Genomic DNA, 25,245 nt, shown 5'->3' on the forward strand with positions numbered 1-25,245 from the left:
TGGTAGTTCACCTGTCAGCCAGCCACGCACAACTGAGGAGAACGCCTGTGTCCACTGGCAACGAGGCGCCCGCCACCTGGCTGTCGCAGGACGCGTACGACCGCCTCCAGGCCGAGCTCGACGAGCACATCGCCAACCGTCCGGCGATCGCAGCTGAGATCAACGCTCGGCGCGAGGAGGGCGACCTGAAGGAGAACGGCGGCTACCACGCCGCCCGCGAGGAGCAGGGCAAGGCCGAGGGCCGCATCCGCTACCTCCAGGAGCTGCTGCGCACCGCGAAGGTCGGCGCGGCGCCGACGGCGGACGCGGTGTCGCCCGGCATGGTGGTGACGATCTACTTCGACGACGACACGAACGACACCGAGACCTTCCTGCTCGGTTCCCGGGAGATCGCCGCCACCACCGACCTGACCGTCTACAGCCCCGAGTCCGCGCTGGGCAAGGCGATCCTGGGCGGCCGCGCCGGGCAGACCTGCACCTACACGGCGCCCAGCGGCGCCGACATCAAGGTGACAGTGGTCAGCTTCGAGCCGTTCTCCGGCTGACCGTCGCCGATCGCGTCACCCGCTGCTGGCCGGGTCGACCGACGCCGGCACCCCGCTGCCGACACACTGCGCATCCGAGGCGTGGCACCCACAGGTGTCACGCCTCGGCCGCGAAGACCACCTGGTAGCCGCTGGCCCGCAGGGCGCTGATCAGGGTGTCCGAATGCTCGACACCACGGGTCTCCACCGACAGCGCCACCTCCACCTCGCCGAGGCCGAGGTGCGGGTTGGCCCGCTGGTGTTCCACGTCCACCACGTTGGCCCGGTGCTCGGCGATCTGGCTGAGCAGCGACGCGAGCTGCCCCGGCCGGTCCGAACAGCGCACGGTCACCCGCAGGTAGCGGCCCGCCGCGGCCAACCCGTGCTCGATCACCCGCATCATCAGCAGCGGGTCGATGTTGCCGCCGGAGAGCACCGCGACCACCGGCGTCTCCACCTCGACCACACCGGCCAGCAGCGCGGCCACACCGACCGCACCGGCCGGCTCGACCACTTGCTTGCCCCGCTCCAGCAGCATCAGCAGGGCCCGGGAGATGTCCTCCTCGGAGACCGTGACGATCTCGTCGACCAGCTTGCGCACGTGATTGAAGGTGATCTCGCCCGGCCGGCCGACCGCGATGCCGTCGGCGATGGTGGAGAAAACCGGCAGCCGGACCGGTTCCCCGGCCACCAGCGAGGGCGGGAACGCCGCCGCACCGGCCGCCTGCACGCCGATGATCCGGACGTCCGGGCGCAACGCCTTCGCCGCCACCGCCATGCCCGAGATCAGACCGCCGCCACCCACCCCGGTGATGATCGTCTTCACCTCCGGGCACTGTTCGAGGATCTCCAGCGCCACCGTGCCCTGCCCGGCGATCACGTCGGGGTGGTCGAACGGGTGGATCAGCACCGCGCCGGTGCGCTCTGCGTACGTGTGCGCCGCGACCAGCGACTCGTCGACGGTGTTCCCGGCCAACTCGACCTGCGCGCCGTACCCCTTGGTGGCGGCCACCTTCGGCAGCGGCGCGTTGACCGGCATGAAGACGGTGGCGTGCGTGCCGACCAGGCCGGCGGCGAGAGCCACTCCCTGCGCGTGGTTGCCCGCGCTCGCCGCGACCACGCCGCGCTCCCGCTCCGCCGCCGACAACCGGGAGATCCGCACGTAGGCGCCCCGCACCTTGTACGAGCCGGCGCGCTGCACGTTCTCGCACTTGAGCCACGTCGGCCCGCCCAGCGCCGCGCTGAGCGGCCGGGAGGGCTCCAGTGGGGTGGTGCGGGTGACGCCAGCGAGCAACTCCCGTGCGGCCCGCACGTCGTCGAGACCGACCAGTTCCGTCATGCCCCGATCGTGCCATTCGCCCCCGGGGCACCCTGCGGCGACACCGCTGCGAGGCGTGCGGGAGACGATCACGCGGTGGCCGACGACCCCGTTTCGACGCGGGGATAACCGGGAGCGTGGCGCGTCCACGGGGCGGCCATCTCGAACTGACCGGCCACACCGAGCAGCAGCAGCTCCGAGCCGGGCGGACCGACCAGCTGCACGGCGACCGGCAGGCCGTCCGGGCGGCGGCCGACCGGCACGACGACCGCCGGCAGGCCGGCGATGTTCCAGGGTGCGGCGTACGGGGCGTACCGGATGTTGGCTGTCATGTTCGCCCGCCAGGACCGCTCCGACCAGCGGGCCGCCTCCGGTGGCGCGCTGGCCAGCGCCGGGGTGAGCAGCAGGTCGACCGAGTGATCGGTGAAGAAGTCGACCGACCGTTGCCGCCAGGCGGCCCGGTCCGCCTCCCGCACGTAGCCGCGACGCTGCGCCCACTCGCCGAACGCGACGTGCCGCCGGGTACGCCGTTGCAGGCCACGCCGGTCCAGACCGGAGGCCCGGACGTCGGTTGCGGCAGCGGCGAACCAGGTGGCGATGCCCTGCAGGCCGAGCGCGGTCGGGTAGACCGGATCGGCCGGCACGGTGTCGTGCCCGGCGGCGGCGAGGAGCCGACCGGCGGCGGCGACCGCGTCCCGGTTGGGCGCGTCCGGTGCGACACCGCGCACCGGGGAGCGCAGCGAGACACCCACCCGCAGCCGCTGCGGGGGAACCAGCTTCTCGGGACGCCGGCCGGCGAGCACCGAGAAGCCGACCGCCGCGTCGGCGACGGTGCTGGTCAGCATGCCGTGCTCGGTGAGACCGAACCAGTCGTCCGCCCCGAGCTGGCAGGGGACCACGCCCCGACCGGGCTTGAGCCCGACGAGCCCGCAGCAGGCCGCGGGAATCCGGATCGAGCCGAGACCGTCGTTGGCGTGCGCGATCGGGACCAGCCCGGCGGCGACCGCGGCGGCGGCACCACCCGAGGACCCACCGGGGGTACGCGTGCTGTCCCACGGGTTACGGGTCACCGCGCTGTCGTCGTCGGTCAGTGCCCACAGCCCCAGCTCGGGCATCCGGGTCACGCCGAGGATCACCGCACCGGCACCACGCAGCCGACGCACCACCTCGTGGTCGGCCTCCGCCACGTCGGTGCGGGCGGCGGCCGACCCGTTCCAGGTGGGGAGGCCGGCGACCGGGGTGTTCTCCTTGACCGCCACCGGAACCCCGGCCAGCGGCAGGTTGGCCAGGTCCTCCTGCTCGTCGACCTTCTCCGCCTCGGTGATCGCCTCACCGCCGCGAACGGCGCGGAACGCGGCCAGCTCACGGTCGGCTCGGGAGATGTACTCGAGGTGGTCGGCGACGACCTGGGTCGCCGAGACGTCACCTCGGCGTACGCCCCGGGCAATCTGCTTTGCGGTCGCTCCGACCCAGGTCGCCATGATGTCCTGCACGGCCATCCTCCCCCAGCGGTCAGCCCAGCGCCTGCTCCAGATCGGCGAGTAGGTCGTCGACCGTCTCGATGCCGACAGACAGTCGCACGAGATCGCCGGGAACTTCAAGCGGCGAGCCGGCAGCACTTGCGTGTGTCATCCGACCCGGGTGCTCGATCAGGGATTCCACACCGCCCAGCGACTCGGCGAGCACGAAGAGCTTGGCCCGGTTGCAGATGTCCACGGCGTGGTCCTCACCACCGGCGGCGCGGAACGAGATCATGCCGCCGAACCGGCGCATCTGCTTGGCGGCCACCTCGTGACCGGGGTGCGAGGGCAGCCCCGGATAGAGCACCTGGGCGACCTTGGCGTGACCGTCGAGGTACGCGGCGAGCCGCTCGGCGTTGTCGCAGTGCCGGTCCATGCGTACCCCGAGGGTCTTGATGCCCCGCAGGGTGAGCCAGGCGTCGAACGGACCGTTGATCGCGCCCATCGCGTTCTGGTGGTAGCGCAACTCCTCGCCGAGCCCGGCGTCGGCGACGACGAGAGCGCCACCGACCACGTCGGAGTGCCCGCCGACGTACTTGGTGGTGGAGTGCACCACCACGTCCGCGCCGAAGGCGATCGGCTGCTGGAGGTACGGCGAGGCGAAGGTGTTGTCCACCACCAGCAGGGCGCCCGCATCGTGTGCCACGGCTGCCAGGGCGGCGATGTCGGCGATGCCGAGCAGCGGGTTGGTCGGCGTCTCCACCCAGACGATCTTCGTGCGGCCGGGCTGCACGGCCGCCCGGACCGCGTCCGGGTCGGACACCTTGGCCGGGCTGAACTCCAGGCCCCAGCGCTGGGCGACCCGGGCGAAGAGCCGGTACGTGCCGCCGTACGCGTCGTCCGGGATCACCACGTGGTCGCCGGGCTGGCACACGGCCCGCAGCAGGGTGTCCTCCGCCGCCAGGCCGCTGGCGAAGGCGAGCCCCACCGGCCCGCCCTCCAGCGCCGCCAGGCACTCCTGGAGTGCATCACGGGTCGGGTTGCCGGAGCGGCTGTACTCGTAGCCGAGGCGAGGTGCGCCGACGGCGTCCTGGGCGTACGTGCTGGTCTGGTAGATCGGTGGGATCACCGCGCCGGTGCGGGCCTCGGGGTCCTGACCGGCGTGGATGGCGAGCGTCTCGAAGCCGTGACTCATTCTGGTGAGGCTAGTGCCCCGTCCCGAGGGCTGGAACGGAACCCGCGCTCCCGGTGGGAGCCGATGGCCGGGATCGCCCGAGCTCATCCATTCACGTAGATGAGTACCACAGTCGATTGACGCGTGGGGGGCACCGCGACCCGCGAGGCCGCCGACATAGCCTGGCCCGATGAGCGGTTGCGTGTTCTGCGGGATCGTGACGGGCGAGGTGCCGGCGTTCCGGGTGGCCGACACCCCGGACGGGGTGGCGTTCCTGGACACCCGGCCGGTGTTCAAGGGGCATGTCCTGGTGGTGCCCCGGGTGCACCTGGTGACCCTGGCGGAGTTGCCGGCCGACCTGCTGCCCGACTACTTCGCCATGGTCCAGCGGCTGGCGGTGGCGGTGGAAACCGCTCTCGGTGCCGGTGGGACGTTCGTGGCGATGAACAACAAGGTGTCCCAATCGGTGCCCCACCTGCACACCCACGTGGTCCCACGCACGAAGGGCGACGGACTGCGGGGCTTCTTCTGGCCGCGCACCCGGTACGGCGACGACACCGAGGCCCAGACGTACGCGGACCGGATCGCGGCGGCGCTCCCCGGTGGGCCTGACTGACGGTCACGCGGGTAAGGAAGGTGGACCCTCCGGTGTTACACGCTGGGAGTGGTACGAGAGGAGATCCCACCGTGTTTTTGCGCCGAATGAACGCCGATATGGTCTCGCCCGACCAGGCCCTGCCGGGCCGTCCGATCGCCATGCCGGTCGCCGACCGCCACGAGGTGCTGGGCACCCCGTTGCAGGGCCCGTTCCCTGAGGGCCTTCAGGTCGCGGTCTTCGGCATGGGCTGTTTCTGGGGTGCCGAGCGGCTGTTCTGGACGCTGCCTGGCGTCTACACCACCTCCGCCGGTTACGCGGGTGGCATCACCAAGAACCCCACGTACGAGGAGACGTGTTCCGGCCGGACCGGGCACGCCGAGGTCGTCCAGGTGGTGTACGACCCCAGCAAGATCAACTATGAGGATCTGCTGAAGGTCTTCTGGGAGAACCACGACCCGACCCAGGGGATGCGCCAGGGCAACGACGTCGGCACCCAGTACCGCTCGGCGATCTACACGACCACCGACGAGCAGCGGACCATCGCGGAGTCGTCCCGGGACGCGTTCCAGCCGATCGTGACGCGGGCCGGCAAGGGTGAGATCACCACCGAGATCGCCCCGCTCGGCAGCTACTACTTCGCCGAGGACTACCACCAGCAGTACCTGGCGCCGACCAAGAACCCGAACGGGTACTGCAACCACGGCCCGAACGGGCTGAGCTGCCCGGTCGGAGTCGCCCGAGTCGGCGGCTGACCACGACGTACCACCACACGTGTGATGCCCGGCCGCCGATGAGGTGTGCCGGGCATTCCCGTTCGGCCTGTGATCGAAATCCGTTGCCGAGCCCGACGAGAACTCGATAACGTGGCCGTACACGTGAAAGGAGGTGGTCCAGACTTGTATAGCAATCGGACTCGTGAGGTGGCTGTCAGCTAGCCGCTGTCCTCGACAGTGATCGGCCTGCCGCGAGGCGGGCAAAAAGCACCATCGTCGAGACCGTGTGGCAGCGGTGCGGCGAATCCACGACAGCCACCCGACCCCCGGGGTGCCGGCCAAGTCCAGCCGGCCCGCGCACATGCGCGGAGCGCCCCGGGGGTCGCTCCATATCCGCGGGAGTGGCCATGTCCATGCGCGAGCTGGTGGTGCTGGGGACGGCCAGCCAGGCGCCGACCCGTCAGCGCAACCACAACGGGTACGTGTTGCGCTGGGACGACGAGGTGATCCTCTTCGACCCGGGTGAGGGCAGCCAACGTCAGCTCCTGCACACGACGGTCACCGCCACCGACCTGACCCGGATCTGCGTCACCCACTTCCACGGCGACCACTGCCTGGGCCTGCCCGGCACCATCCAGCGACTCTCCCTGGACCGGGTGGCGCACCCGGTCGCCGTGCACTTCCCCGCCGGCGGCGCCGAATACTTCGCCCGGCTGCGGTACGCCACCTCCTTCTACGAGACGGCCGAGCTGCGGGTCGAGCCCATCGAGGCGGACGGGCAGCGGATCGCCCTGCGCTGCGGCACGCTGGAGGCACGCCGGCTCCGGCACCCCATCGAGACGTACGGCTACCGGCTGGTCGAGCCGGACGGGCACCGGATGCTGCCGGAGAAGCTGGCCGCGTACGGCATCGCCGGACCGGCCGTCGGCGAGCTGATCCGCGTCGGGCACCTGGACCTCGACGGACGCCGCGTCACCCGGGCCGAGGTGAGCGCGCCCCGGCCGGGGCAGCGGTTCGCGTTCGTGATGGACACCGGCCTCTGCGACGGGGTGTACGCCCTCGCCGAGCACGCCGACCTGCTGGTCATCGAGTCGACGTTCCTGGAGTCGGAGGCCGCGCTCGCCGCCGAGGTCGGCCACCTGACCGCGGGGCAGGCCGCGCGCGTGGCGACCGAGTCCGGGGTACGCCGACTCGTGCTCACCCACTTCTCCCAGCGCTACCCGGACCCGCGCCGGTTCCACGACGAGGCGCGCGCGCACTTCGACGGTGATCTGATCATCGCCGAGGATCTGACCACGGTGCAGCTCCCGCCGCGCCGGGTAGCCTCGGCCGGGTGACCGTCACGCTCCGCCCAGCGACCGAAGGCGACCTGATGGCGGTGGGTGCCCTGCACCAGCGCTCCCGGGTCGCCGCGTACTCCGCCTTCCTGCCGGCCGAGGCGCTGGCCGACCCGACACCGGAGGCGATGGGGCGGTACTGGGTCGAGCGGTGGATCTGGGAGCGGGACACCCACCGGATGACAGTGGCCGAGCGGGCCGGGGCGCTGGTCGGGTTCAGCCACCTGGGCCCGGACGACGAGGACGACCCCGCCACCGGGCTGCTCAACGCGATCCACCTCGACCCGGCCGAGCAGGGGCGCGGCGTCGGCCGCACCCTGATGGTGGACGCCCTGGACGCCATGCGGGCGCAAGGCTGGCGGCGTGCCGTGCTCTGGGTGCTGCGGGACAACGCCCACGCCCGTTCGTTCTACGAGCGGGGCGGCTGGACCCCGACCGGCGACGAACGAGACGAGGCGATCGGCTCAGCACCGACCCGACAACTCCGCTACACCCGCCCCCTCTGAGCGCCCCACCCCGCCCCCACCCCGTCCCCACCCCGCCCCCACCCCGCCCCCACCTCGCCGATCTTGCAATTCCTGTCGGGACAAAGCGCCGCAATAGCGACGTTCAGGCGACAGTAAGTGCAAGATCGGCGGCGGCGGCGGGCGGGGCGGGAGCGACGGGGCGGGTGGGGGTACTAGTGGGCGCCCAGGTGGGACAGGAGGTCCTGGCGGGTGAGCACACCCTTGGGCTTGCCGTCGACCAGCACCAGGGCGGCGTCGGACTTCTCCAGCATGCCCACCGCCTCGCTCACCGGCTGACCACCACCGATCATCGGCAGCGGGTCGCCCATGTGCCGCTCGATGGTGTCGTGCAGGTGGGCCTGGCCGGTGAACAGCGCGTCGAGCAGGTCCCGCTCGGCGATCGAACCGGCGACCTCACCGGTCACCACGGGCGGCTCGGCCTTGAGCACCGGCAGCTGCGAGACGCCGTACTCGCGCATGTAGTCGATCGCGTCGCGTACGGTCTCGGTCGGGTGCACGTGCACCAGCTCGGGCAGCCCGCCCGGCTTGCTGGCCAGCGCGTCGGCCACCGTCGGCTCTGCGCCCGAGTTGTCGAGGAAGCCGTACCGGGCCATCCACGAGTCGTTGAAGATCTTGGAAAGGTAGCCACGACCGCCGTCGGGCAGCAGCACCACCACCACGTCGTCCGGGCCGGCCCGGCGGGCGACCTCCAGGGCGGCGACCACCGCCATTCCGCAGGAACCGCCGACCAGCAGCCCCTCCTCGCGGGCCAGTCGCCGGGTCATCTCGAAGGACGCCTTGTCGGAGACCTCCACGATCTCGTCGGCGACACCCCGGTCGTACGTCTCCGGCCAGAAGTCCTCGCCGACGCCCTCCACCAGGTACGGCCGGCCGGTGCCGCCGGAGTAGACCGAGCCCTCCGGGTCGGCCCCGACGACGCGCACCCGCCCGTCGGACGCCTCCTTGAGGTACCGGCCGATGCCGGAGATGGTGCCGCCGGTGCCGACGCCGGTCACGAAGTGGGTGAGCTCGCCGTCGGTCTGCTTCCACAGCTCCGGGCCGGTCGTCTCGTAGTGCGAGCGCGGGTTGGCCGGGTTGCTGTACTGGTTGGGCTTCCAGGCGCCGGGGATCTCCCGGGTCAGCCGGTCGGAGACGTTGTAGTACGAGCGCGGGTCCTCCGGCGCGACGGCGGTCGGGCAGACCACCACCTCGGCGCCGTACGCCCGGAGCACGTCCTGCTTGTCCTGGCTGACCTTGTCGGGGCAGACGAAGACGCACTTGTAGCCCTTTAGCTGGGCCACCAGGGCCAGCCCGACGCCGGTGTTGCCGCTGGTCGGCTCGACGATGGTGCCGCCGGGCTTGAGCAGGCCGGCGGCCTCGGCGTCCTCCACCATCCGCAGCGCGATCCGGTCCTTCACCGAGCCGCCCGGGTTGACGTACTCCACCTTGGCCAGCACGGTGGCCTGGATGCCCTCGGTGACGTTACGCAGACGCACCAGCGGGGTGTTTCCGATCATGTCGACGACGTTGTCGTAGTACTGCACGGTGTGCCCTTCGTTGCGGCGCCGGCGGTGGGCGGCCGGGAAGACGTTTGCTCACCGCCCAGCGTACGTGTCGTCAGGGCACCAGCCCCCCGGGGATGACCGAGCTGCGGCGGGCCTCCCACTCCAGGAACCGGTCGGTCTCGGCGAGCACGCTGCCGGCCAACCAGGTGACCATGACCGCGTCGTCGGCCAGCCCGAAGATCGCCAGCGGGATCTCCGGGAGCAGGTCGATCGGCGAGACGATGTACGCCGTCGCCGCGGTCATCAGGGCCAGCCGAAGGCCGCCGTCGTACTCCCCCTTGGTGGTGGCCCGGATCATCCGGGGCAGCGCGGCCAACCGCGTGCCGATCGACGGCCCGTTGCGCGCCCCTGCCGCCAGGGCCCGCGCCAGGGCCGTGAACGCCGCGCTGCGCTTCAGTGTCTTACCCATCGTCGCGCTCCTCTCCGCCGGATCAGCGTGGCGGGTCGGCGCAAGTCGGCCGGCCTCTGGAACCCAGATACCCCGTCGCGTCGGTTTCCAGGCACCCCGGTGCCGTCACGACGACAGCGGTGTGTCGGGCCAGCGCGATAATGTCGCGGTATGGGGGTGGCACATTCCGTCGTACCCGGTGGTGAGCGCTGGCGGCAGGCCCGGCGGTTCGTCCGGCTGGCCGCCATCGGGACAGGCGCCACCGCGGCGGCGGCGGTGGCGACCGGCGGGGTGCTGGTCGGCCAGGCACGCCAGGCTCGACGGACCATCCCGATGGCCGAGGCGCCGCCGCCCCGCTGCGACGGGATGTACGGCGCGAAGTTCCCCGGCCCGGCGCTCACCATGGTCGTGCTCGGTGACTCGTCCGCCGCCGGCTACGGGGTGCACCGCCGGCGGGAGACGCCCGGGGCGCTGCTCGCCACCGGCCTGTCCCGTCGACTGCACCGGCCGGTGCAGCTGCACCGCTTCGCGGTGGTCGGCGCCATCTCGGCGGCGCTGCGCCACCAGGTGGAGGCGGCGCTGGAGTGCCGACCCGACATCGCGGTGATCCTCATCGGCGGCAACGACATCACCAACCGCACCCCGCGCGGCCTGGCGGTGCGCTACCTGGTCGAGGCGGTGCACACCCTGCGCGACGCGGGGTGCGAGGTGGTCGTCGGCACCTGCCCCGACCTGGGCGCCATCCGACCGATCCAGCCACCTCTGCGCTGGCTGGCGCACCGCTGGAGCCGCCAACTCGCCGCCGCCCAGACGGTGGCCGTGGTCGAGGCGGGCGGGCGGACGGTCTCCCTCGGTGACCTGCTCGGCCCCCGGTTCGCGGCCGAGCCGACCCGGATGTTCGCCTGGGACCGGTTCCATCCCTCCGCCGAGGGGTACGCGATGGCCGCCGCCGCGCTCCTACCGACGATGCTCTCCGCCCTCGGCGCGACGCCGGAACGACGGGCCACACTGAGGCTCGGCGACGGCGTACGGTCGCTGCCGAAGGCCGCGCAGGAGGCGGCTCGACACGCCGGCACGGAGGTCAGTGGCGTCCAGGTCCGGGGCCGCGACCGAGGGCCGGCCGGCCGGTGGGCGCAGCTGCGCCGACGGGCGTTCTTCGGTGTCGGCGCGGTGCCTCAGCACGGGTCCGCCTCGGACACCTCGACAGTGGAGGGACTGGCATGAACGAGCGCAGCGCACGGAGCGTGACCTCCGGCCTCGCCGGCCGACTGGGTCGGGCGGCGGCGATCTCGCTGTTCGCCGGCACCGTCGGAGGCGCCGCCGTCCTCGCTGGTGAGGCGTTCATCGCCCGGCACCGACGCTACGCCGAACCGGAGCTCGGTCTGGCCCTGCGCGCCACGATCGGGCGGGCGGGCGCTGCCCCGCTGCGACTGGTGTTGCTGGGCGACTCGTCGGCACTGGGCGTCGGTGTCGACCGTCTGGAGGACACCATCGGCGGGCAGTTGGCCAACCTGCTCGCCGAGGGCCCGACCGGCCGCCGGGTGCACCTGTCCAGCGTCGGCGTCTCCGGGTCCCGCTCGACGGACCTCGCCACCCAGGTGGCCCGGGCCCTGCTCGGTGAGCGGCCCGACGTGGCGTTGATCCTGATCGGCGCGAACGACGCCACCGGGCTGCGCCGACCCTCCGACGCGGCGGCCTATCTCGGCGCGGCGGTGCACCGCCTGCGTGAGGCGCGCGTCGAGGTGGTGGTGGGCACCTGCCCCGACCTCGGGGCCGTGCGTGCCATCGCGCCTCCCCTACGCCAGGTGGTCGGCTGGTCCGGGCGTCGGGTGGCCCGCGCGCAGACCACGGCCGTGCTGGAGGCGGGCGGCTCGGTGGTCGACCTGGCCACCGAGACCGGGCCGGTGTTCCGGGCCGACGCCGGGACGCTCTGCCGGGACGGCTTCCACCCCTCCGCCGACGGCTACCGGGTGTGGGCGCACGCGCTGCTGCCCGCCGTCGTCGCCGCGGCGGCGGCCACGACGCGGCGCTAGGCAGACGGGTCAGCAAGCCGAGACGACGGTCAAGTGCGCGATCTCTGCAAGCGGGACAACCCGAGCGTTGCCCTTCCCGCCCGCCGGTACCGTCAGCACGATCTGCCCGTCCCGAGCTCCGACCAGCGCGCCACAGACCGGGCCGCTTGGGGTGTCAAGCCGTAACAGCGGCACACCGGTCTTCGTTTCCGCCGGCCCGAGCCAGGTGGTCCCGACTGCGACCGCGAGGACGAGCAGTCCGACGACCATCAGCCGGGCAGCATCGCGTACCCGCCCTTGGATCCGGCAGCTTTCCACGCCGTGCCAGGCTCGCAGCGACTCTCCGGTGAGGTAGATCCGCTCGTCCGGCCAGCCGGAGGCGGCCCGCAGCGCCACCAACGAGGCGCTGACCAGCAGGACGAAGGCAACCGCCAGCAGAACCACGACCAGATAGCGGACCCCCGGACGGAGATCGCCGATGTCGCTCCGCCCCTTGACGATCAACACGGCACCCAGCAGGGCGGTCAGCCCTGCCAGCCCTGTCCGCCACCCCTCCGCCTGCTTGCGGGCCGTCGCCAACTGATGGAACTGGGCCTCCTGCGCCAACTGCGCCCACCGCTTCTCCGCGATGGTCACTCGACCTTCACCTTCCAGTACGCCCCACATCCGGACTCGCCGGCCTCGGCAGGGCGTTCCGCGTGCGGATAGCCGCAGGCGCAAATGACCGTGAAGGAGCCAGGGGGCAGGACCGGGACGACGTTGCGACTACGCGGGAACACCCCCTTGTAACCCTGCGGGCTACCGACCTCGTGGTCGCTGCTGGTCCGCCCCTGGCAGGCGGGACAGGTGCCGCTGACGCCAATCCCGTTGTCGTCCACCAGGACCTCAAAGCCAGGTAGCAGGCCATACGCCTGCTCGGCATAGCAGACGTCACGATGGGCGGGAATCGGGTTAGCCATCGATATCCTTTCCGTCCGGCACGGAGAGCCCGAATAGTGGGGCGTAATGCTGGAGCCGCTCAGAAATCCAGTCCCGAGAAACCCCGAGCAGGTCCGCTGCGCGACATATATGCTCTTCTGAGACCGGCCCCTCGACGGCAGGCGCGGCACCGTCAAGATGCGTGGTGAGCAGAATCACGTCCTCCCATCCGACGAGGTCGTCCGGAACGTCGGCGGGGTCATAGTCGAACTCAAGGCCGAGCAGCGTGTAGAGGTCCAACCGCTCCTGCGCCTGCCGGAGCCTCAGCCCCAGGCTCCCGGCCCGCCGCAACAGGGTAAGCGGCGAGATTCGGAATCGATCCTCCCCCTTTTTAATTCGCAGGAGATTGAGATCCAGGCTGTTCGGCAAGAGCTCGTGGAGGGCGGCCAACCGATCTGCCGGTGGTTGCGGGAGCAGAGCGCCGAGATGCCGGTACCGCTGAAGGACTTTGAGCCGTTCACCAACGGTGGTGCCCGATCGCACGGCGTCATGGACCAGCTGCGCCGGACTGACAAGCTGCCATACCGGCCCGGCCGCGTCATTCACGAAAAGCAGTTCGAGATCCTGACGCCGTGGCCGGAGGTCCGGATCCTGGTTCACGAGGTCGACTAGCGATTCGGGCACTACCCCCCGGCCGCGGTGTTCCTGAAGCCGATCAAGACACTCGAACAGTGGAAGCTCGGTGTAGGCCGCCAGCCAGATCAGCTGGGCTCCCGACACCGTCCAGTCCGGCAGGGCAAAAGCCAGGATTGTCCGCTTACCACCTTTTCCGATTGACGCGCCGCTATCCTCGTCCTCCAGCAGGAGTGAGGCGACGACCGCGCCGGCTGTCTGCCACCTCCCCAGGCTCGCAGTGCCCATCGCCTGCACGAAGTTGGATGCGGCCGGGTCCGGGATCAGGTCGGGCAAAGTCGACGGGTCTGGGAGGCGTAACATCCCGAGCGACTCGAGCCGGCTCAGCTGGCGGGAGACGTCGTGGGTGCTCACTCCGACGAGGCCGGCGGTGACGAAGAGGGCGAGAGGGCTGAGCGTCGCTGTCGCCCCCGCGTTGATCAGTGCCCGTCGCTCCACTCGGGTCAGACTCGCCACAACCTCGGCTGGAATCGGGGTCCGATAGCCCAGCGGGCGGAACCGTTCAAAATTCGCCCACACATCCTCAAGAACCTGGCCAGTCAGCGAGGCCACGTGCAGCAGATGCACGAAGGACACTTGGCTTCCAATCCAAGGGGAGAACCCGTCCAGGTCCTGAGAGAGCATTTCTGCGTCCGTCTGCTCGCAAATGTGATCACCGAGAACGCCGAGATCAGTTTCGAGCAGTGGGTGTTCCGGTGGCAGCAGCGGACGCGCTTCCTCAATGACCTCCCGAAGCGGCATCTGTTCCCGCGCGGAGGCAAGGACCAGGCTCACGGCCATCGGAACAGAAGCGGTCTCGGCCTCCCGGGGCGGACGGACTGCCGCCGCTAACACAACGTCGAGCAGGTGATCGGGACAGTTGTCCAAGTCGACGGCCAGCACCCCGCGCAGGGGTGAAAGGTCCAGACCGGCCATGACATACCGGAGCAGCCGGCGATGGACGACGCCCGCCGGCCAACCGACCTCGCTGACCAGGCTGGCGAACCCCTCAAGGGTGACTTCTGCCTCCGAGGGGAGCCTTGACAGGAGGTGACCATCGAAGGGGTCCAGCACTGGAAAACGCGACACATCTTGGATCGCGTTCGAATAGCCGTCTTGCGCCGTTTGCGCCCAAAGGGCACGCCGCCACCGACGGAGCCAGATCGGGATCGACCGTTGCAACTCCTCCTCCTCCACCAACACGTGCCGGTCTGCAGGAACGCAACCCATCTCACCCAGATCGACCTCGACGCCTCCAGTCACGAACCCGCCGCCGAGAGAAATTTTCATCCCCTCCGCGGTCATCCACTCATAAATGTCCTGAGCCACCTCGGGTCGGGATTCGGTGACGTGCCACAACCATCGCAGGGTCAGGCCAGGCCACCCTTTGAGTCGCGGCATGCCGCGACTCAAGCCCTCTGCAACCCAGGCGCGGTCCCAGTCCCGCAGGGTCTTGCGGTCCACACTGAATCGAGGGCGCTGCTGGTCCCGGAGATCCACAACATAGCCGTACCCGGTCTCCTCGGTCCGGATGCCGTCGGCGGTAAGGCCGCCGTCACCGGCAACCCACCAAATCCGCTCGGTGACTTTGACGGGCGGCAACCCGGAGCGGTGTCGCAGCTCGTTGGCGCGCCACCGCTCAACTCCCCGCCCCGCCTCGTGGATCTCTACGTCGAACTCCGGCAGCCACACCAGGTCGCCGAGCGTACGACGGACGGAGACGGGTTCCTCGCCGGTGAGCAGGAGCCGTACGGTGGTGCCACCCTCAGGCACCCCACGCCCTCGCTGGAGGCGGAACAGACTGCCGCTGCTGCTGATGTCGATCCTGAGCGTCTCGCCCACCGGCTCGGCGAACTCGTCAGTCGGGCGGGTGAGCAGGGAAATCTCATCCGCCAGCATGAAGTAGCTGAACACACCGATGCCGAACTGGCTGTTGGGGATGAGTCGCAGCTCAGGGTCGACACGCTGCCAGCGTGCCTGCTCCTGCCGAAACGTCTCGCCGTGAATGAACCGCTGACCCGCTTGGGCGAAGGTGTTCTTCAGGGTCTCGGCGTCCATCCCCACGCCGTTGTCGGAGCATTCGATGTACGGCTGCCCATTCTCCAGCCCTTGCCTGAACACGATGGTGCCGCGCCAGCGCGGCAGCGGGCCACCAATCGCCTGCTGGTAACGGTGCCGCATCTGCCGGTACCGGCAGGCGTCGAGTGCGTTCTGGTACAGCTCGCGTAGCGCCAGGGCCGGATCACCGTAAAGCTGGCGTCCCATCAGAAGCTCTTTGATCTTGTCGTTCGAGAGCCGGAAGCGCAGCAGGGGCGTCTCGTAGCGTCGCTGACCGCGTACGTCGGTCCCGGCGGGGACGACCCCATTGGCCGTGATCGCAGTTGGAAGACCGCCCAGCAAGACGGCGTCCACATCCGACAGAGTGGCCAGCCGGGCCGCGGCGGCCCTTACCTGCTCGGCCTGAGCTTTCACCTCCAGCAGGGCGGCATGGGAAGCTGGATGGGCGCAGACCGTCCGCAGGTCGAGCGTACGGGTGTCCCCCTCCATTGCCGGTTCCCAAATGAGCCGTGTCACGGTGGTCCGGAGCTCGTCCAGGTCAATCGCGTCTCGGATGCCTATATGGTCGGCGACCACCGGGGCAAGACGACGGATGTCCACCGCCAGTACGCCCGCGAGGGAGAGCAGCGCTCCGAGGGCAGCGGGCCGGACGCCAGGCACTTCGGAGCCGGCGGGGTACCCGGTCTGACCGCCGGGCACCGACCCCAGCCCGGAGAGGACATCGACCAGGAGGCCAGCCAGAGTCGCCGTCCAGAGCCCCTGACCGGTCGGCGGTTCGTCGAGTACCAGTGCCGCGAGGCCTTTGCACAATTCTGAGGAGCGTCGGCTCTCCCAGATGTCCTGACGACCGGCGAGCCACCGGTGCACCAGCCACATCGCCAGCATGTCCCGCTCGGCGTCCCGGCCACGGCTGGCCAAACCCTCCGCCCGGTGGCAGGTGTGCTGGTGGATGGAGTGAGTTATTTCCAGGTCAGAACGTGCACCGGCGGCATGGCTGCGGCTGAAGTCAGCAGGCTGAATCATCGCTGCTTCGGCCAGCCCTTCGGCAAGCACCGCCTCGCGGAGGAAAGGAGCCGCCACCAGCAGCCCCAATTCCGCTATGGAAATTCTGGGCGGTTCGCCGCCGGTCACCTCTACAAGTTGGCACACACGCTCGGTGACCCGGACCGGATAGTCGTGGTCGACCCAGTCGTCGGTCAGGCCCGCTCGCGCCAACTGATGCTGAGCATCACGCCACTGCCGTGCGTAATCCTCGACCAACTCGGCTAGACCGATCCGAAGCCGGTCCAGCCGGTCGCCCCCCCTCCTCCCTGCACATTTGCCACAATGGAGACTCACGAATCGCCTCCTGCCATGCCTCGAAGACCTGTTCGCCTGAACAGATCGGCAGACCAGCGGGCACGTCGAGACTGGCATCGGAGAGCGCCACGCTCATCTCCGGCAGTTGTCCGGGCCCCTCCGAGCGCTGCGATCGTCGTCGCATCCGCTCCTGGACGTGCCGGAAGATCTCCTCAACGGTGCGCGCTCGGTGCCGCTTGTCGAGGATGTCGCCAAGCGTTTGGGTGAAGTAGCTCCCGTGGTCGTCGTAGCCACACACCTGACCGGGAGCGCAGCCGGTGATTAGCACGAAGGCTCCCTCGGCGGGCCGCGCGGCGACGTTGGCCCGAGTCGCTGCCAGGGCCTGGCCTCCGAATCCGGACTCCCTGTTATCCCGGCAAGCATCGACTACGAAGACAACCAGCCGCGCCCGAGAACGATCCAGGTAACGGGCGGGGTCAAGCGGCACCAGCGTGTCGGGATCGAAGTCGTCGTCCCCGCTCAGCTGCCGCGCATCCGAAGGTACGAGATAGTCGTGACCGCCAAGGTTAACTCCGTGACCGGAAAAATAGACCAATACCGTGCCGCCGGCTGGCACCCGACGGCACGCCTCTTTGATCTCGGCCTTGATCCAGCTCGCGCTTGAGTGTTCTATTCGACGTTCGCCACCGGGCGGCTCCGGTGAGACACCCAGCGTGGTCACCTCGTAGTCGGAGTCGACCAGCACGTCTCGCATGCGGGTCACGTCGGCGGCCACCACCGCTTCCGGGATCGGGCCGAGCAGGTCTTCGTCGCAGCCCGGCACTCCGATGAGTAGCGCGTGACGTTCCGGCATACGAAGTCGCTCCGAGGGGGTGGACGCCGATCGACGGAGCGACATCATGTCACAGCCCGAGCACGACGCGTGCCGTACGCAAGCGCGAGTCATAGTCCGGACAGAAGTGCCCTTCGGTCTTGGACACCCCAAGCCACGGACCGCGCCTTCAGACCCCAGGACGGGTGACATTTCCCGCCACCCCGGCTTCTTCCGCGCCATGTTACCGGCGGGTTAACGTTGGTCCATGCCGATTGAGTCGTCCCGCGACGCCGTCATCGTCGCCACCGCCCGCTCCCCCATCGGCCGGGCGCACAAGGGGTCCCTGCGCGACGTCCGCTCCGACGACCTCGCCGCGACCATCGTCCAGGCCGCACTGGACAAGATCCCCGCGCTCGATCCGACCACGATCGACGACCTCTACCTCGGGTGCGGCCTGCCCGGCGGCGAGCAGGGCTTCAACATGGCCCGGGTGGTGTCCACCCTCCTCGGTCTGGACACTGTCCCCGGCGCCACGCTGACCCGCTACTGCGCCTCCTCGTTGCAGACCACCCGGATGGCGATGCACGCGATCCGTGCCGGCGAGGGCGACGTGTTCGTCTCCGCCGGGGTGGAGATGGTCTCCCGCTACGCCCGGGGCAGCTCCGACGGGCTGCCGCCCGAGGCGCAGGCCCTGGTCGGCGGCGGTTGGGAGAACCCCCGCTTCGGGCCGGCCAATGAGCGCTCGAAGCGCCGCGCACAGGGCGGTGCCGAGGTGTGGACCGACCCGCGTGAGGCCGGCGAACTGCCCGACATCTACCTGACCATGGGGCAGACCGCAGAGAACCTGGCCCAGGTGTACGACGTCACCCGCGCCGACATGGACGAGTTCGGCGTACGCAGCCAGAACCTCGCCGAGAAGGCCATCACCGACGGTTTCTGGGCCCGGGAGATCACCCCGGTCACCACGCCGGACGGCACCGTGGTGAGCACCGACGACGGGCCCCGGGCCGGTGTCACCCTCGACGCGGTCGCCGGCCTGAAGCCGGTGTTCCGCCCAGACGGTCGAATCACCGCCGGCAACTGCTGTCCGCTCAACGACGGCGCCGCCGCCGTGGTGGTGATGAGCGCCCAGCGGGCCGAGGAGCTCGGGCTCACCCCGCTGGCCCGGATCGTCTCGACCGGTGTGACAGCCCTGTCGCCGGAGATCATGGGTCTCGGACCGGTCGAGGCGTCCCGGCAGGCCCTGCGCCGAGCCGGCATGACCATCGACGACGTCGACCTCGTCGAGATCAACGAGGCGTTCGCCGCGCAGGTCATCCCCTCCTACCGCGAGCTGGGCATCCCGGAGGAGAAGCTGAACGTGATGGGCGGTGCCATCGCGGTCGGCCACCCGTTCGGCATGACCGGCGCCCGGATCACCGGCACCCTGCTCAACGCACTCGAGTGGCACGACAAGACCATCGGTCTGGAGACCATGTGCGTGGGCGGTGGCCAGGGCATGGCCATGGTGCTCGAACGGCTCAACTGAGCCGAGCTGCCTCAGAGCGCGCTGCGGGTCGCCGTCACCTCGGCGGCGGCCCGGCTCAGCGCCTCGGCCCCCGGGTCGGCGGCGAGCAGGTCCGCCGTGACCACCCGCAGCTGGTCGGGCAGGGCCAGGTCGTTGTCGAGCCGGGGCACGACCCGGCGGGGCTCCCCCTCGGCGTCGGCAGCCAGGTTGGCGATCTCCTGCACCAGGCGGTGCACCAGGTCAGCGCGGGACACGTTGCCGGCGGTCGCGACCGCCGCCCACCGGGGCTGCTGCCAGTGCGCGATCTGACGGACCAGCAACTGCACGGCCTTGTCCAACTCCGCTGCGCTCATCGCCGCCGAGTCTACGGCCGGCACCGACCGCGCCGGGTGGGGCCGGTCAGCGGCGCAGGTAACTGAGCAGCCGCAGCAACTGCCAGTAGAGGAAGACCAACCCGGTGAGCAGGCCGAACGCGCTCAGCCACGCGTACCGACGGGCTCGGCCGTCGCGCACCGAGCGCTCGACGAGATCGAAGTCGAGGATGAAACTGAACGCCCCGGCGATGATGGCCACCACCGAGATGGCGTACGGCAGCCAGCCGACCTCCCCGCTGACGCTGTAGCCCGCCAGGCCCGGTCGCCCGCTGATCAGGTACGACACCAGGTTGACCACGCTGAGCACGGCGATGCCGAGCAGGGTGCCGATCACCAGGCGGGCCAGCCGAGGCGTCGCCCGGATCACCCGGGCCCGGTAGAGCGCCGCCATGCCGAGGAAGACGCCGAAGGTGCCGGCCACCGCCTGCACCACGATGCCCGGGTAGACCTGCTCGAAGGTGCGGCTCGCCACCCCCAGCAGCAGGCCCTGGAGGACCGCGTAGCCGATGATCGGCACCGGGTTGGTGATCGCTCGCAACGATATGACCAGGACCAGCGCGATCGAGGCGAGCGCGCTGCCGGCCAGGGCGGCGCCCAGCCACACGGCGTCGGGGATCACCGCCCAGGACACCGCGGCGGCCGCGCCGGTCACGAGCAGCAACCCGACGGTACGGACCACCACGTCGTCGACGGTCATCGGCTCGACGTCACGGGCGCCGAGCACCCGTGCCTCCACCCGGCCGGGCTCATCCAGCCGGTTGAGCACCGGGTTGTTGCTGCGCACCGCCGCCTCCTTCGCCCGCGTACCCCCCGAAGTCACTCTGCCCCGGGCGGACCGGCGGCGGCGGGCAAACGGCGCGGACGACGGCGCCCGCCCCCACCGGAGTGGGGACGGGCGCCGGTCGACAGTGCGGACGAGGTCAGTCGTCGCCCTGGAAGTAGCTCAGCAGGCGCAGGATCTCGATGTAGAGCCAGACCAGGCTGACCAGGATGCCGAACGCGGCCACCCAGGAGTAGCGCTGGGGCAGGCCCATCCGGACGCCGTCCTCGATCTCCTTGAAGCTGAGCACGAAGCTCAGCGAGGCGACCACGATGCAGACCAGGCTGAAGCCGATGGCCAACGGGCTGCCGTCACGCAGACCGGTGTTGACGCCGAACAGCGCCAGCACCAGGTTGATCATCATGACGGCGAAGAGGCCGACCATCACCGCGATCATGCCCTTGACGAAGGCCGGGGTGGCCCGGATGACCTTCGCCTTGTAGAGCATCGCCATCAGGAAGAAGATGCCGAAGCTGGCCACGGCGGCCTGGAGCACGATGCCGTCGTAACGCGTCTCGAACGCCTTGCTGACCATGCCGACGAAGACACCCTCGACGACCGCGTACGCGATCACGAGCGCCGGGTTGGCCATCCGGGAGAACGAAATGATCAAGCCGAGGACCAGGCCGACCACCGCCGCGCCGATCCACGCGGTACCGACCAGCGCGTCGGGCACGAGCACCCAGGCGGCCGCGGCGGTGATGCCGAGGATGCCGAGCAGAGCGACCGTCTTGACGACCACGTCGTCGACGGTCATCGGCGCCACGGTCGGCGGCGCGGCCGGGTAACCGGCCTGGGACGGGTACTGCTGGGGAATGCCGGGCTGTCCGTACGGCCCGGCCGGGGCGTACCCGGCGGAGCGCTCCCGCTCGGCCGCTTGGCCGAGCCGGGCGAGCACCGGGTTCGAGGTCTTCACTGTCTGGCCTCCCTCAGGGGGTCGTTTGCACGTGAACGTGCCCTCCAAGAGTAGACGGCACACCCAAGTCCTGGAGATCACGAATGAGAATGTGTGAGTCGGCCGGTGCCCGGGGCGGGGGTCGAACCCGCACGCCTTTCGGCAGCCGCTTTTAAGGCGGCCGTGTCTGCCTTTCCACCACCCGGGCGAGTGGCACCGGCGCGCCGACACGCCTGGTGCAGTGTCACCGTAGCCGGTCTGCGGCGACCCGGCGTACCCCGCCGGCCTGGCCGCACTAGGGTCGATGCCGTGAGCAGCGCAGCCCCCACGGCCCCCGACGCCGCGCCTGAGCAGGCATTCCGCCTCGCCGATCAGGTCAACCGCCGACCCCGGGCCACCCGGCTGCTGGCCGCCGTCCGCCGCCACCGGGCGGACCTTCTGGCCGCTCTGATCTTCGCGGTGCTGGCCGGCTGGCTCACCCACGGGCTGTGGCCCGACCCGGGCGCCCGCATCCTGGCGCTCAACCCGGAGGACCAGACCCTCTACGAGTGGTTCCTGGCGGTGGACGCCCGCGCGCTGCTCGGAGACTTCGACCTGCTCACCGACCGGCTCAACGCTCCCGACGGTGTGAACCTGATGGCCAACACCACGGTGATCGCCCTCGGCGTCCTCTTCGCGCCGGTCACCCTGCTGCTGGGCGCACCTGTCACCTTCGCGCTGCTCGCCGCCGGCAACCTCGCCGGCACCGCACTCGCCTGGTACCTGCTCTTCCACCGGACGCTGCGCGTCCGCCGGGTGGCCGCCGCACTCGGCGGCGGGCTGTGCGGATTCGGACCCGGCATGGTGTCGCAGACCAACAGCCACCTGCACATGACCGCCCAGTGGCTGGTGCCGGTGATCGTCTGGCTGGTGGTGCGGCTGCTCCGTGCGGCCGACCCGGGGCCCGGCACCCCTGACCAGGCCGGCAATACCCGAGCCACCGGGCCGGACCGTCGTCGGCTGTTCACCTCCGCGGCGGGGCTGGCCGGCGCCATCAGCGCGCAGGTCTTCATCGGCGAGGAGGTGCTCTTCCTCGCCGCGATCACGCTGCTGGTGATGGCGATCAGCTACGCCGTGGCAGACCGGGACCTGGCCCGTCGGGCGCTCCCCGGGTTCGCCGGCGGCTTGGCGATCGCCGCCGGGCTCGCCCTGCTGGTGCTCGGCTACCCGCTGTGGTTCCAGTTCGCCGGGCCACAGGGAGTCGCCGACGGGATGTTCACCCCGGCCTACTTCTCCGCCGACCTGAGCAGTTGGTGGACGCTCTCCCCACTGTCGGTGGCCGGCAGCGACGAGTCCGCCCGGCTGACCACCGGCCCCGCCGAATACAACACGTTCCTCGGCTGGCCACTGCTGCTGGTCACCGCGGTCTGCGCGATCTGGGCCGGGCGACGCCGGCTGGTCTTCGCCTGCGTCGCGGCGGGCCTGGTGATGGGGGCGCTCTCGCTCGGCCCCGAGGTGGTGCTCGGCGGCACCAGGACGGCGATCCCCGGCCCGTACGCCCTGATCGGAGGGCTGCCGGTGGTGGACGGGGCGTTGCCGATGCGATTCGCGCTGACGTTGCTGCCGATCGTCGCGACGCTGCTGGTGCTCGCGGTCGACCGGGCCCTGCGCAGCTCCGGTCGGGCACGGCGGCTGGTGCCCCTGGCCGTCGGAGTGGCGCTGCTGCCGATCTTCCCGACCCCCCTGCCGACCGCCGGACGACCCGCCGTACCGGAGTTCATCACCGGCGGCCACTGGCGGCAGTGCGTACCGCCGGGCGGGGTGCTGGTCCCGGTGCCACTGCCCACCCCGAAGGAGCCCTGGCCGATGCGCTGGGCGACCGCCGCCGGCGCCGGTTTCGGGCTGCCGGAAGGTTTCTTCATCGGCCCGTACGGGAGGGGTGGCACCGCGGCGATGGGCACCTTCAAACAGCCCACCTCCGCGCTTCTGGCGGATGTCGCACGGCGCGGCGACCAGCCGGCCATCGGCGACGAGCAGCGCCGCCAGGCCGTTCGCGACGCCGACTTCTGGGGCGCCTCCTGCGTGGCGCTCACCGACGACGCCCCCCACGCGGAAAGCCTGCGCGCCACCCTGGAGCAGCTCTACGGCCCACCCACCCGCATCGCCGACGCGTGGACGTGGCGGGTCTAGACACCAAAAACCCCGCCGATCTTGCACTTTCTGCCCGGACAAAACGCACCAGAAGGCGCATCACGACATCCGAAAGTGCAAGATCGACGGGGTTGGCGTCGGTCTCTGGTCAGACGCGGGGCGCGCCGACCGGCTGGGAGGCCTCGACGAACTCCTCGCGCGGGTCGTGCAGCTGACCCAGAGCGACCACCTCACGCTTGAGGAAGAACGCCAGCGACCAGTCCACCACCACGCGGACCTTCCGGTTGAACGACGGGATCCGGCTCATGTGGTACGTCCGGTGCATCACCCAGGCCGGCCAACCGGTCATCTTGATCCCGTACACCTGGGCCACGCCCTTGTGCAGGCCGAGGCTCGCCACACTGCCGACGTGCTTGTGCTTGTAGTTCACCGGCTCGCGACCCCGGATCACGGCCGCGATGTTGTCGGCCATCCGGGCGGCCTGGCGCACCGCGTGCTGAGCGCTCGGCGAGCAGAAGTTGCCCGGCTCCTTGGTCAGGTCCGGCACGGCGGCGCAGTCCCCGGCGCTCCAGGCACCCTCGAGCACCTGGTCACCGTCGACCACCTGGAGCGTGGGCAGGCAGGTGATCCGTCGACGGTCGTCGCGCGGGAAGTCGGTCGAGTCCAGCATCGGCGACGGCTTCACGCCGGCCGTCCAGACGATCGTGTCGGAGCGGAAGCTGTCACCGTCGGAGAGCTTGACCACCCCGTCGACGCAGGACTCGAGGCGGGTGTCCAGCCGGATGTCCATGTTGCGCTTCAGCAACTGCTGCACGGTGTACGCACCCATGTCCCGGTCGACCTCGGGCAGCACCCGCTGAGTGGCCTCGACCAGCACCCAGCGGACCTCGTCCTGCTTGAGCTCCGGGTAGTAACGCAGGGCGTCGCGAGCCATGTCCTCCATCTCGGCGAGCGCCTCGATGCCGGCGTACCCACCGCCGACGAAGGTGAAGGTCAGCGCCGAACGGCGGACGTCCGGATCCGGCGTGGCGGCCGCCACGTCGAGCCGATCCAGCACGTGGTTGCGCAGGTAGATCGCCTCGCCGATGGTCTTGAACCCGATGCCCTGCTCGTGCAGACCGGGGATCGGCAGGGTGCGGGAGACCGAACCCGGAGCCACGATCACGTGGTCGTAGGTGATCTCCCGGGCCGGGCCACTGATCGGCTGCACGGTGGCCACCTTGCGGTCATGCTCGATCCGCGTGACCGTGCCGGCCACCATCTTGCACCGGCGCAACTCCCGCCGCAGCGGCACCACTGAGTGCCGCGGGGAGATGTTGCCCGCCGCCGCCTCGGGCAGGAACGGCTGATAGGTCATGTGCGGTTGGGGGTCAACCACCATGACCTCAGCCTCACGGGAGCTGAGCTTCTTCGACAGGCGCAGGGCCGCGTACAGACCGACGTGCCCGGCACCAACCACAAGGATCCGCTTCGGATTCACGTTGTCTATCTTTCCCCGGCCGGCTCAGGTAATCCCGCTCGCGCCCCCCATCTGTGACGGAGCACAACCCATGTGACCTGCGTAACCCTCAAGTCGCGGTGGTCACCGACGCCGCAGCAGCCAGCCCAGCAACACTGACATCCCCACCGCCACCAGCAGCCCCAGCACTGTCACCCACTGGTATCCGGCGCCCCCACCCGTCCCCGTCGCCTGCAACAACAGCACGCCGAGCACGGCGGAACCCAACAGCACGGCGGCCGACCGCACCAACCAACGGGTGATCAACTCGGGGTCCACCCTCGCGTCATAGGGCAGCAGCGCGGCCAGCGCGCAGAGGGTGTGACCCAGGTAGAGCAGGGCCGCGACGGCGAGCAGCCGCCAGAGGGCGACCGGACGGCCGTACCCGTCGGTGGCGAGCAGCCAGCCGCCGACCGTGACCAACGCCGTGAAGGTCGTCCAGACCCTGCGCGGCCCGAACGCGGGCAACAGGGCAGCCACCGCCAGGAAGAAGATCGGCCGGCCGGAAAGCACCTCCGCGGGAAACGCCAGGGCGAACCCGGCAAACACGATGACGAAGATCCCGGCCCGGACCAGCAGCGGGGCCACGCTGACGCGAGCGACGGCGTACTGCACCGCCCGAACCCGCTCCACGACAGCGCTCACCGCACCCGCCTCTCGTTCGC

The 25,245-nt window shown here is 70.4% G+C and carries 22 protein-coding genes, 1 tRNA gene and 1 pseudogene; 9 read left to right on the forward strand and 15 right to left on the reverse strand.

Going from position 1 to position 25,245, the window contains the following annotated elements:
• Positions 1–47 precede the first annotated feature (47 nt).
• Positions 48–545, forward strand: a complete 498-nt coding sequence (greA, locus tag ACFYP0_RS07695) for a transcription elongation factor GreA (protein ID WP_124854723.1) — start codon at positions 48–50, stop codon at positions 543–545.
• Positions 546–642: 97 nt separating this feature from the next.
• Here greA and ilvA read toward each other — a convergent pair whose 3' ends face one another.
• The 3 genes from ilvA to ACFYP0_RS07710 form a co-directional block, all read right to left on the reverse strand.
• On the reverse strand, positions 643–1,863 hold the full coding sequence (gene ilvA, locus ACFYP0_RS07700) for a threonine ammonia-lyase (protein ID WP_355494427.1): 1,221 nt from the start codon (positions 1,861–1,863) through the stop codon (positions 643–645).
• Between the two features lie 68 nt (positions 1,864–1,931).
• The gene (locus ACFYP0_RS07705; protein WP_355494428.1) at positions 1,932–3,341 is read right to left on the reverse strand and encodes an amidase; all 1,410 of its coding nucleotides are present in this window, start codon (positions 3,339–3,341) and stop codon (positions 1,932–1,934) included.
• Between the two features lie 13 nt (positions 3,342–3,354).
• Positions 3,355–4,497 carry a cystathionine gamma-synthase gene (locus tag ACFYP0_RS07710; protein ID WP_091394199.1) on the reverse strand — a complete coding sequence of 381 codons (1,143 nt, stop codon included), beginning with the start codon at positions 4,495–4,497 and terminating at the stop codon, positions 3,355–3,357.
• Between the two features lie 169 nt (positions 4,498–4,666).
• On the opposite strand from ACFYP0_RS07710, the gene ACFYP0_RS07715 reads away from it, so the two are divergent.
• The 4 genes from ACFYP0_RS07715 to ACFYP0_RS07730 all read left to right on the forward strand — a co-directional run bounded on the left by ACFYP0_RS07715 (position 4,667) and on the right by ACFYP0_RS07730 (position 7,630).
• A complete protein-coding gene (locus ACFYP0_RS07715; protein WP_355494429.1) occupies positions 4,667–5,092 on the forward strand; it encodes an HIT family protein in 426 nt (141 codons plus the stop codon).
• A 71-nt stretch (positions 5,093–5,163) separates the two neighbouring features.
• Positions 5,164–5,826, forward strand: coding sequence for a peptide-methionine (S)-S-oxide reductase MsrA (gene msrA / locus ACFYP0_RS07720; RefSeq protein WP_355494430.1), 663 nt, complete (start codon positions 5,164–5,166; stop codon positions 5,824–5,826).
• Between the two features lie 368 nt (positions 5,827–6,194).
• The gene (locus ACFYP0_RS07725; protein ID WP_124854716.1) at positions 6,195–7,124 is read left to right on the forward strand and encodes a ribonuclease Z; all 930 of its coding nucleotides are present in this window, start codon (positions 6,195–6,197) and stop codon (positions 7,122–7,124) included.
• Complete coding sequence (locus ACFYP0_RS07730; protein WP_124854715.1) at positions 7,121–7,630, forward strand: GNAT family N-acetyltransferase; 510 nt, start codon at positions 7,121–7,123, stop codon at positions 7,628–7,630. Before ACFYP0_RS07725 ends, ACFYP0_RS07730 begins: the two co-directional genes overlap by 4 nt.
• 173 nt (positions 7,631–7,803) lie before the next feature.
• Here the strand turns inward: ACFYP0_RS07730 and ACFYP0_RS07735 are convergent, their stop codons facing one another.
• Positions 7,804–9,174, reverse strand: coding sequence for a cystathionine beta-synthase (locus tag ACFYP0_RS07735; protein WP_112679028.1), 1,371 nt, complete (start codon positions 9,172–9,174; stop codon positions 7,804–7,806).
• Between the two features lie 73 nt (positions 9,175–9,247).
• A complete protein-coding gene (locus ACFYP0_RS07740) occupies positions 9,248–9,604 on the reverse strand; it encodes a YkvA family protein (RefSeq protein ID WP_112582466.1) in 357 nt (118 codons plus the stop codon).
• 150 nt (positions 9,605–9,754) lie between these two features.
• Between ACFYP0_RS07740 and ACFYP0_RS07745 the strand changes: the two are divergent.
• Positions 9,755–10,818: pseudogene (locus ACFYP0_RS07745) on the forward strand (SGNH/GDSL hydrolase family protein); the annotation flags it as partial.
• Positions 10,804–11,616 carry an SGNH/GDSL hydrolase family protein gene (locus tag ACFYP0_RS07750; RefSeq protein WP_357003642.1) on the forward strand — a complete coding sequence of 271 codons (813 nt, stop codon included), beginning with the start codon at positions 10,804–10,806 and terminating at the stop codon, positions 11,614–11,616. The pseudogene ACFYP0_RS07745 and the gene ACFYP0_RS07750, both read left to right, overlap by 15 nt.
• Before the next feature lie 9 nt (positions 11,617–11,625).
• On the opposite strand, the gene ACFYP0_RS07755 is transcribed toward ACFYP0_RS07750, so the two are convergent.
• Genes ACFYP0_RS07755 through ACFYP0_RS07770 form a run of 4 tightly spaced genes read right to left on the reverse strand, consistent with a single transcriptional unit; the run spans position 11,626 to position 17,395 of the window.
• The gene (locus tag ACFYP0_RS07755) at positions 11,626–12,231 is read right to left on the reverse strand and encodes a hypothetical protein (RefSeq protein ID WP_386995042.1); all 606 of its coding nucleotides are present in this window, start codon (positions 12,229–12,231) and stop codon (positions 11,626–11,628) included.
• A complete protein-coding gene (locus tag ACFYP0_RS07760; protein WP_386995045.1) occupies positions 12,228–12,554 on the reverse strand; it encodes a hypothetical protein in 327 nt (108 codons plus the stop codon). The genes ACFYP0_RS07755 and ACFYP0_RS07760 overlap by 4 nt, the downstream gene beginning before the upstream one ends.
• Positions 12,547–16,503: an HD domain-containing protein gene (locus ACFYP0_RS07765; protein ID WP_386995047.1), complete on the reverse strand. Its 3,957-nt coding sequence runs from the start codon at positions 16,501–16,503 to the stop codon at positions 12,547–12,549. Before ACFYP0_RS07765 ends, ACFYP0_RS07760 begins: the two co-directional genes overlap by 8 nt.
• Positions 16,472–17,395, reverse strand: a complete 924-nt coding sequence (locus tag ACFYP0_RS07770) for a caspase family protein (RefSeq protein ID WP_386995049.1) — start codon at positions 17,393–17,395, stop codon at positions 16,472–16,474. The genes ACFYP0_RS07765 and ACFYP0_RS07770 overlap by 32 nt, the downstream gene beginning before the upstream one ends.
• A 226-nt stretch (positions 17,396–17,621) precedes the next feature.
• Between ACFYP0_RS07770 and ACFYP0_RS07775 the strand changes: the two genes are divergently transcribed.
• A complete protein-coding gene (locus ACFYP0_RS07775) occupies positions 17,622–18,884 on the forward strand; it encodes an acetyl-CoA C-acetyltransferase (protein ID WP_124857756.1) in 1,263 nt (420 codons plus the stop codon).
• An 11-nt stretch (positions 18,885–18,895) separates the two neighbouring features.
• Here the strand turns inward: ACFYP0_RS07775 and ACFYP0_RS07780 are convergent, their stop codons facing one another.
• The 4 genes from ACFYP0_RS07780 to ACFYP0_RS07795 all read right to left on the reverse strand — a co-directional run bounded on the left by ACFYP0_RS07780 (position 18,896) and on the right by ACFYP0_RS07795 (position 21,160).
• Positions 18,896–19,216 (reverse strand): hypothetical protein, encoded by a 321-nt coding sequence (locus tag ACFYP0_RS07780; RefSeq protein WP_124857754.1) that lies wholly within the window; start codon positions 19,214–19,216, stop codon positions 18,896–18,898.
• Positions 19,217–19,262: 46 nt separating this feature from the next.
• Entirely contained in the window at positions 19,263–20,021 is a 759-nt protein-coding gene (locus ACFYP0_RS07785; protein WP_386995052.1) for a Bax inhibitor-1/YccA family protein, read from the reverse strand.
• 136 nt (positions 20,022–20,157) lie between these two features.
• Positions 20,158–20,973: a Bax inhibitor-1/YccA family protein gene (locus ACFYP0_RS07790; RefSeq protein ID WP_091394231.1), complete on the reverse strand. Its 816-nt coding sequence runs from the start codon at positions 20,971–20,973 to the stop codon at positions 20,158–20,160.
• A gap of 106 nt (positions 20,974–21,079) precedes the next feature.
• A tRNA-Leu gene (locus tag ACFYP0_RS07795) sits at positions 21,080–21,160 on the reverse strand.
• A 101-nt stretch (positions 21,161–21,261) separates the two neighbouring features.
• On the opposite strand from ACFYP0_RS07795, the gene ACFYP0_RS07800 reads away from it, so the two are divergent.
• Entirely contained in the window at positions 21,262–23,121 is a 1,860-nt protein-coding gene (locus ACFYP0_RS07800) for a hypothetical protein (RefSeq protein ID WP_124857750.1), read from the forward strand.
• A gap of 109 nt (positions 23,122–23,230) precedes the next feature.
• Here ACFYP0_RS07800 and ACFYP0_RS07805 read toward each other — a convergent pair whose 3' ends face one another.
• Both ACFYP0_RS07805 and ACFYP0_RS07810 read right to left on the reverse strand, forming a co-directional pair.
• A complete protein-coding gene (locus ACFYP0_RS07805) occupies positions 23,231–24,562 on the reverse strand; it encodes an NAD(P)/FAD-dependent oxidoreductase (protein WP_124857748.1) in 1,332 nt (443 codons plus the stop codon).
• 102 nt (positions 24,563–24,664) lie between these two features.
• Positions 24,665–25,225 carry a hypothetical protein gene (locus tag ACFYP0_RS07810; protein ID WP_386995484.1) on the reverse strand — a complete coding sequence of 187 codons (561 nt, stop codon included), beginning with the start codon at positions 25,223–25,225 and terminating at the stop codon, positions 24,665–24,667.
• Positions 25,226–25,245 lie beyond the last annotated feature (20 nt).

Origin of the sequence: Micromonospora arida, assembly GCF_042873195.1 — a bacterium.
Taxonomy (GTDB): domain Bacteria; phylum Actinomycetota; class Actinomycetes; order Mycobacteriales; family Micromonosporaceae; genus Micromonospora; species Micromonospora arida.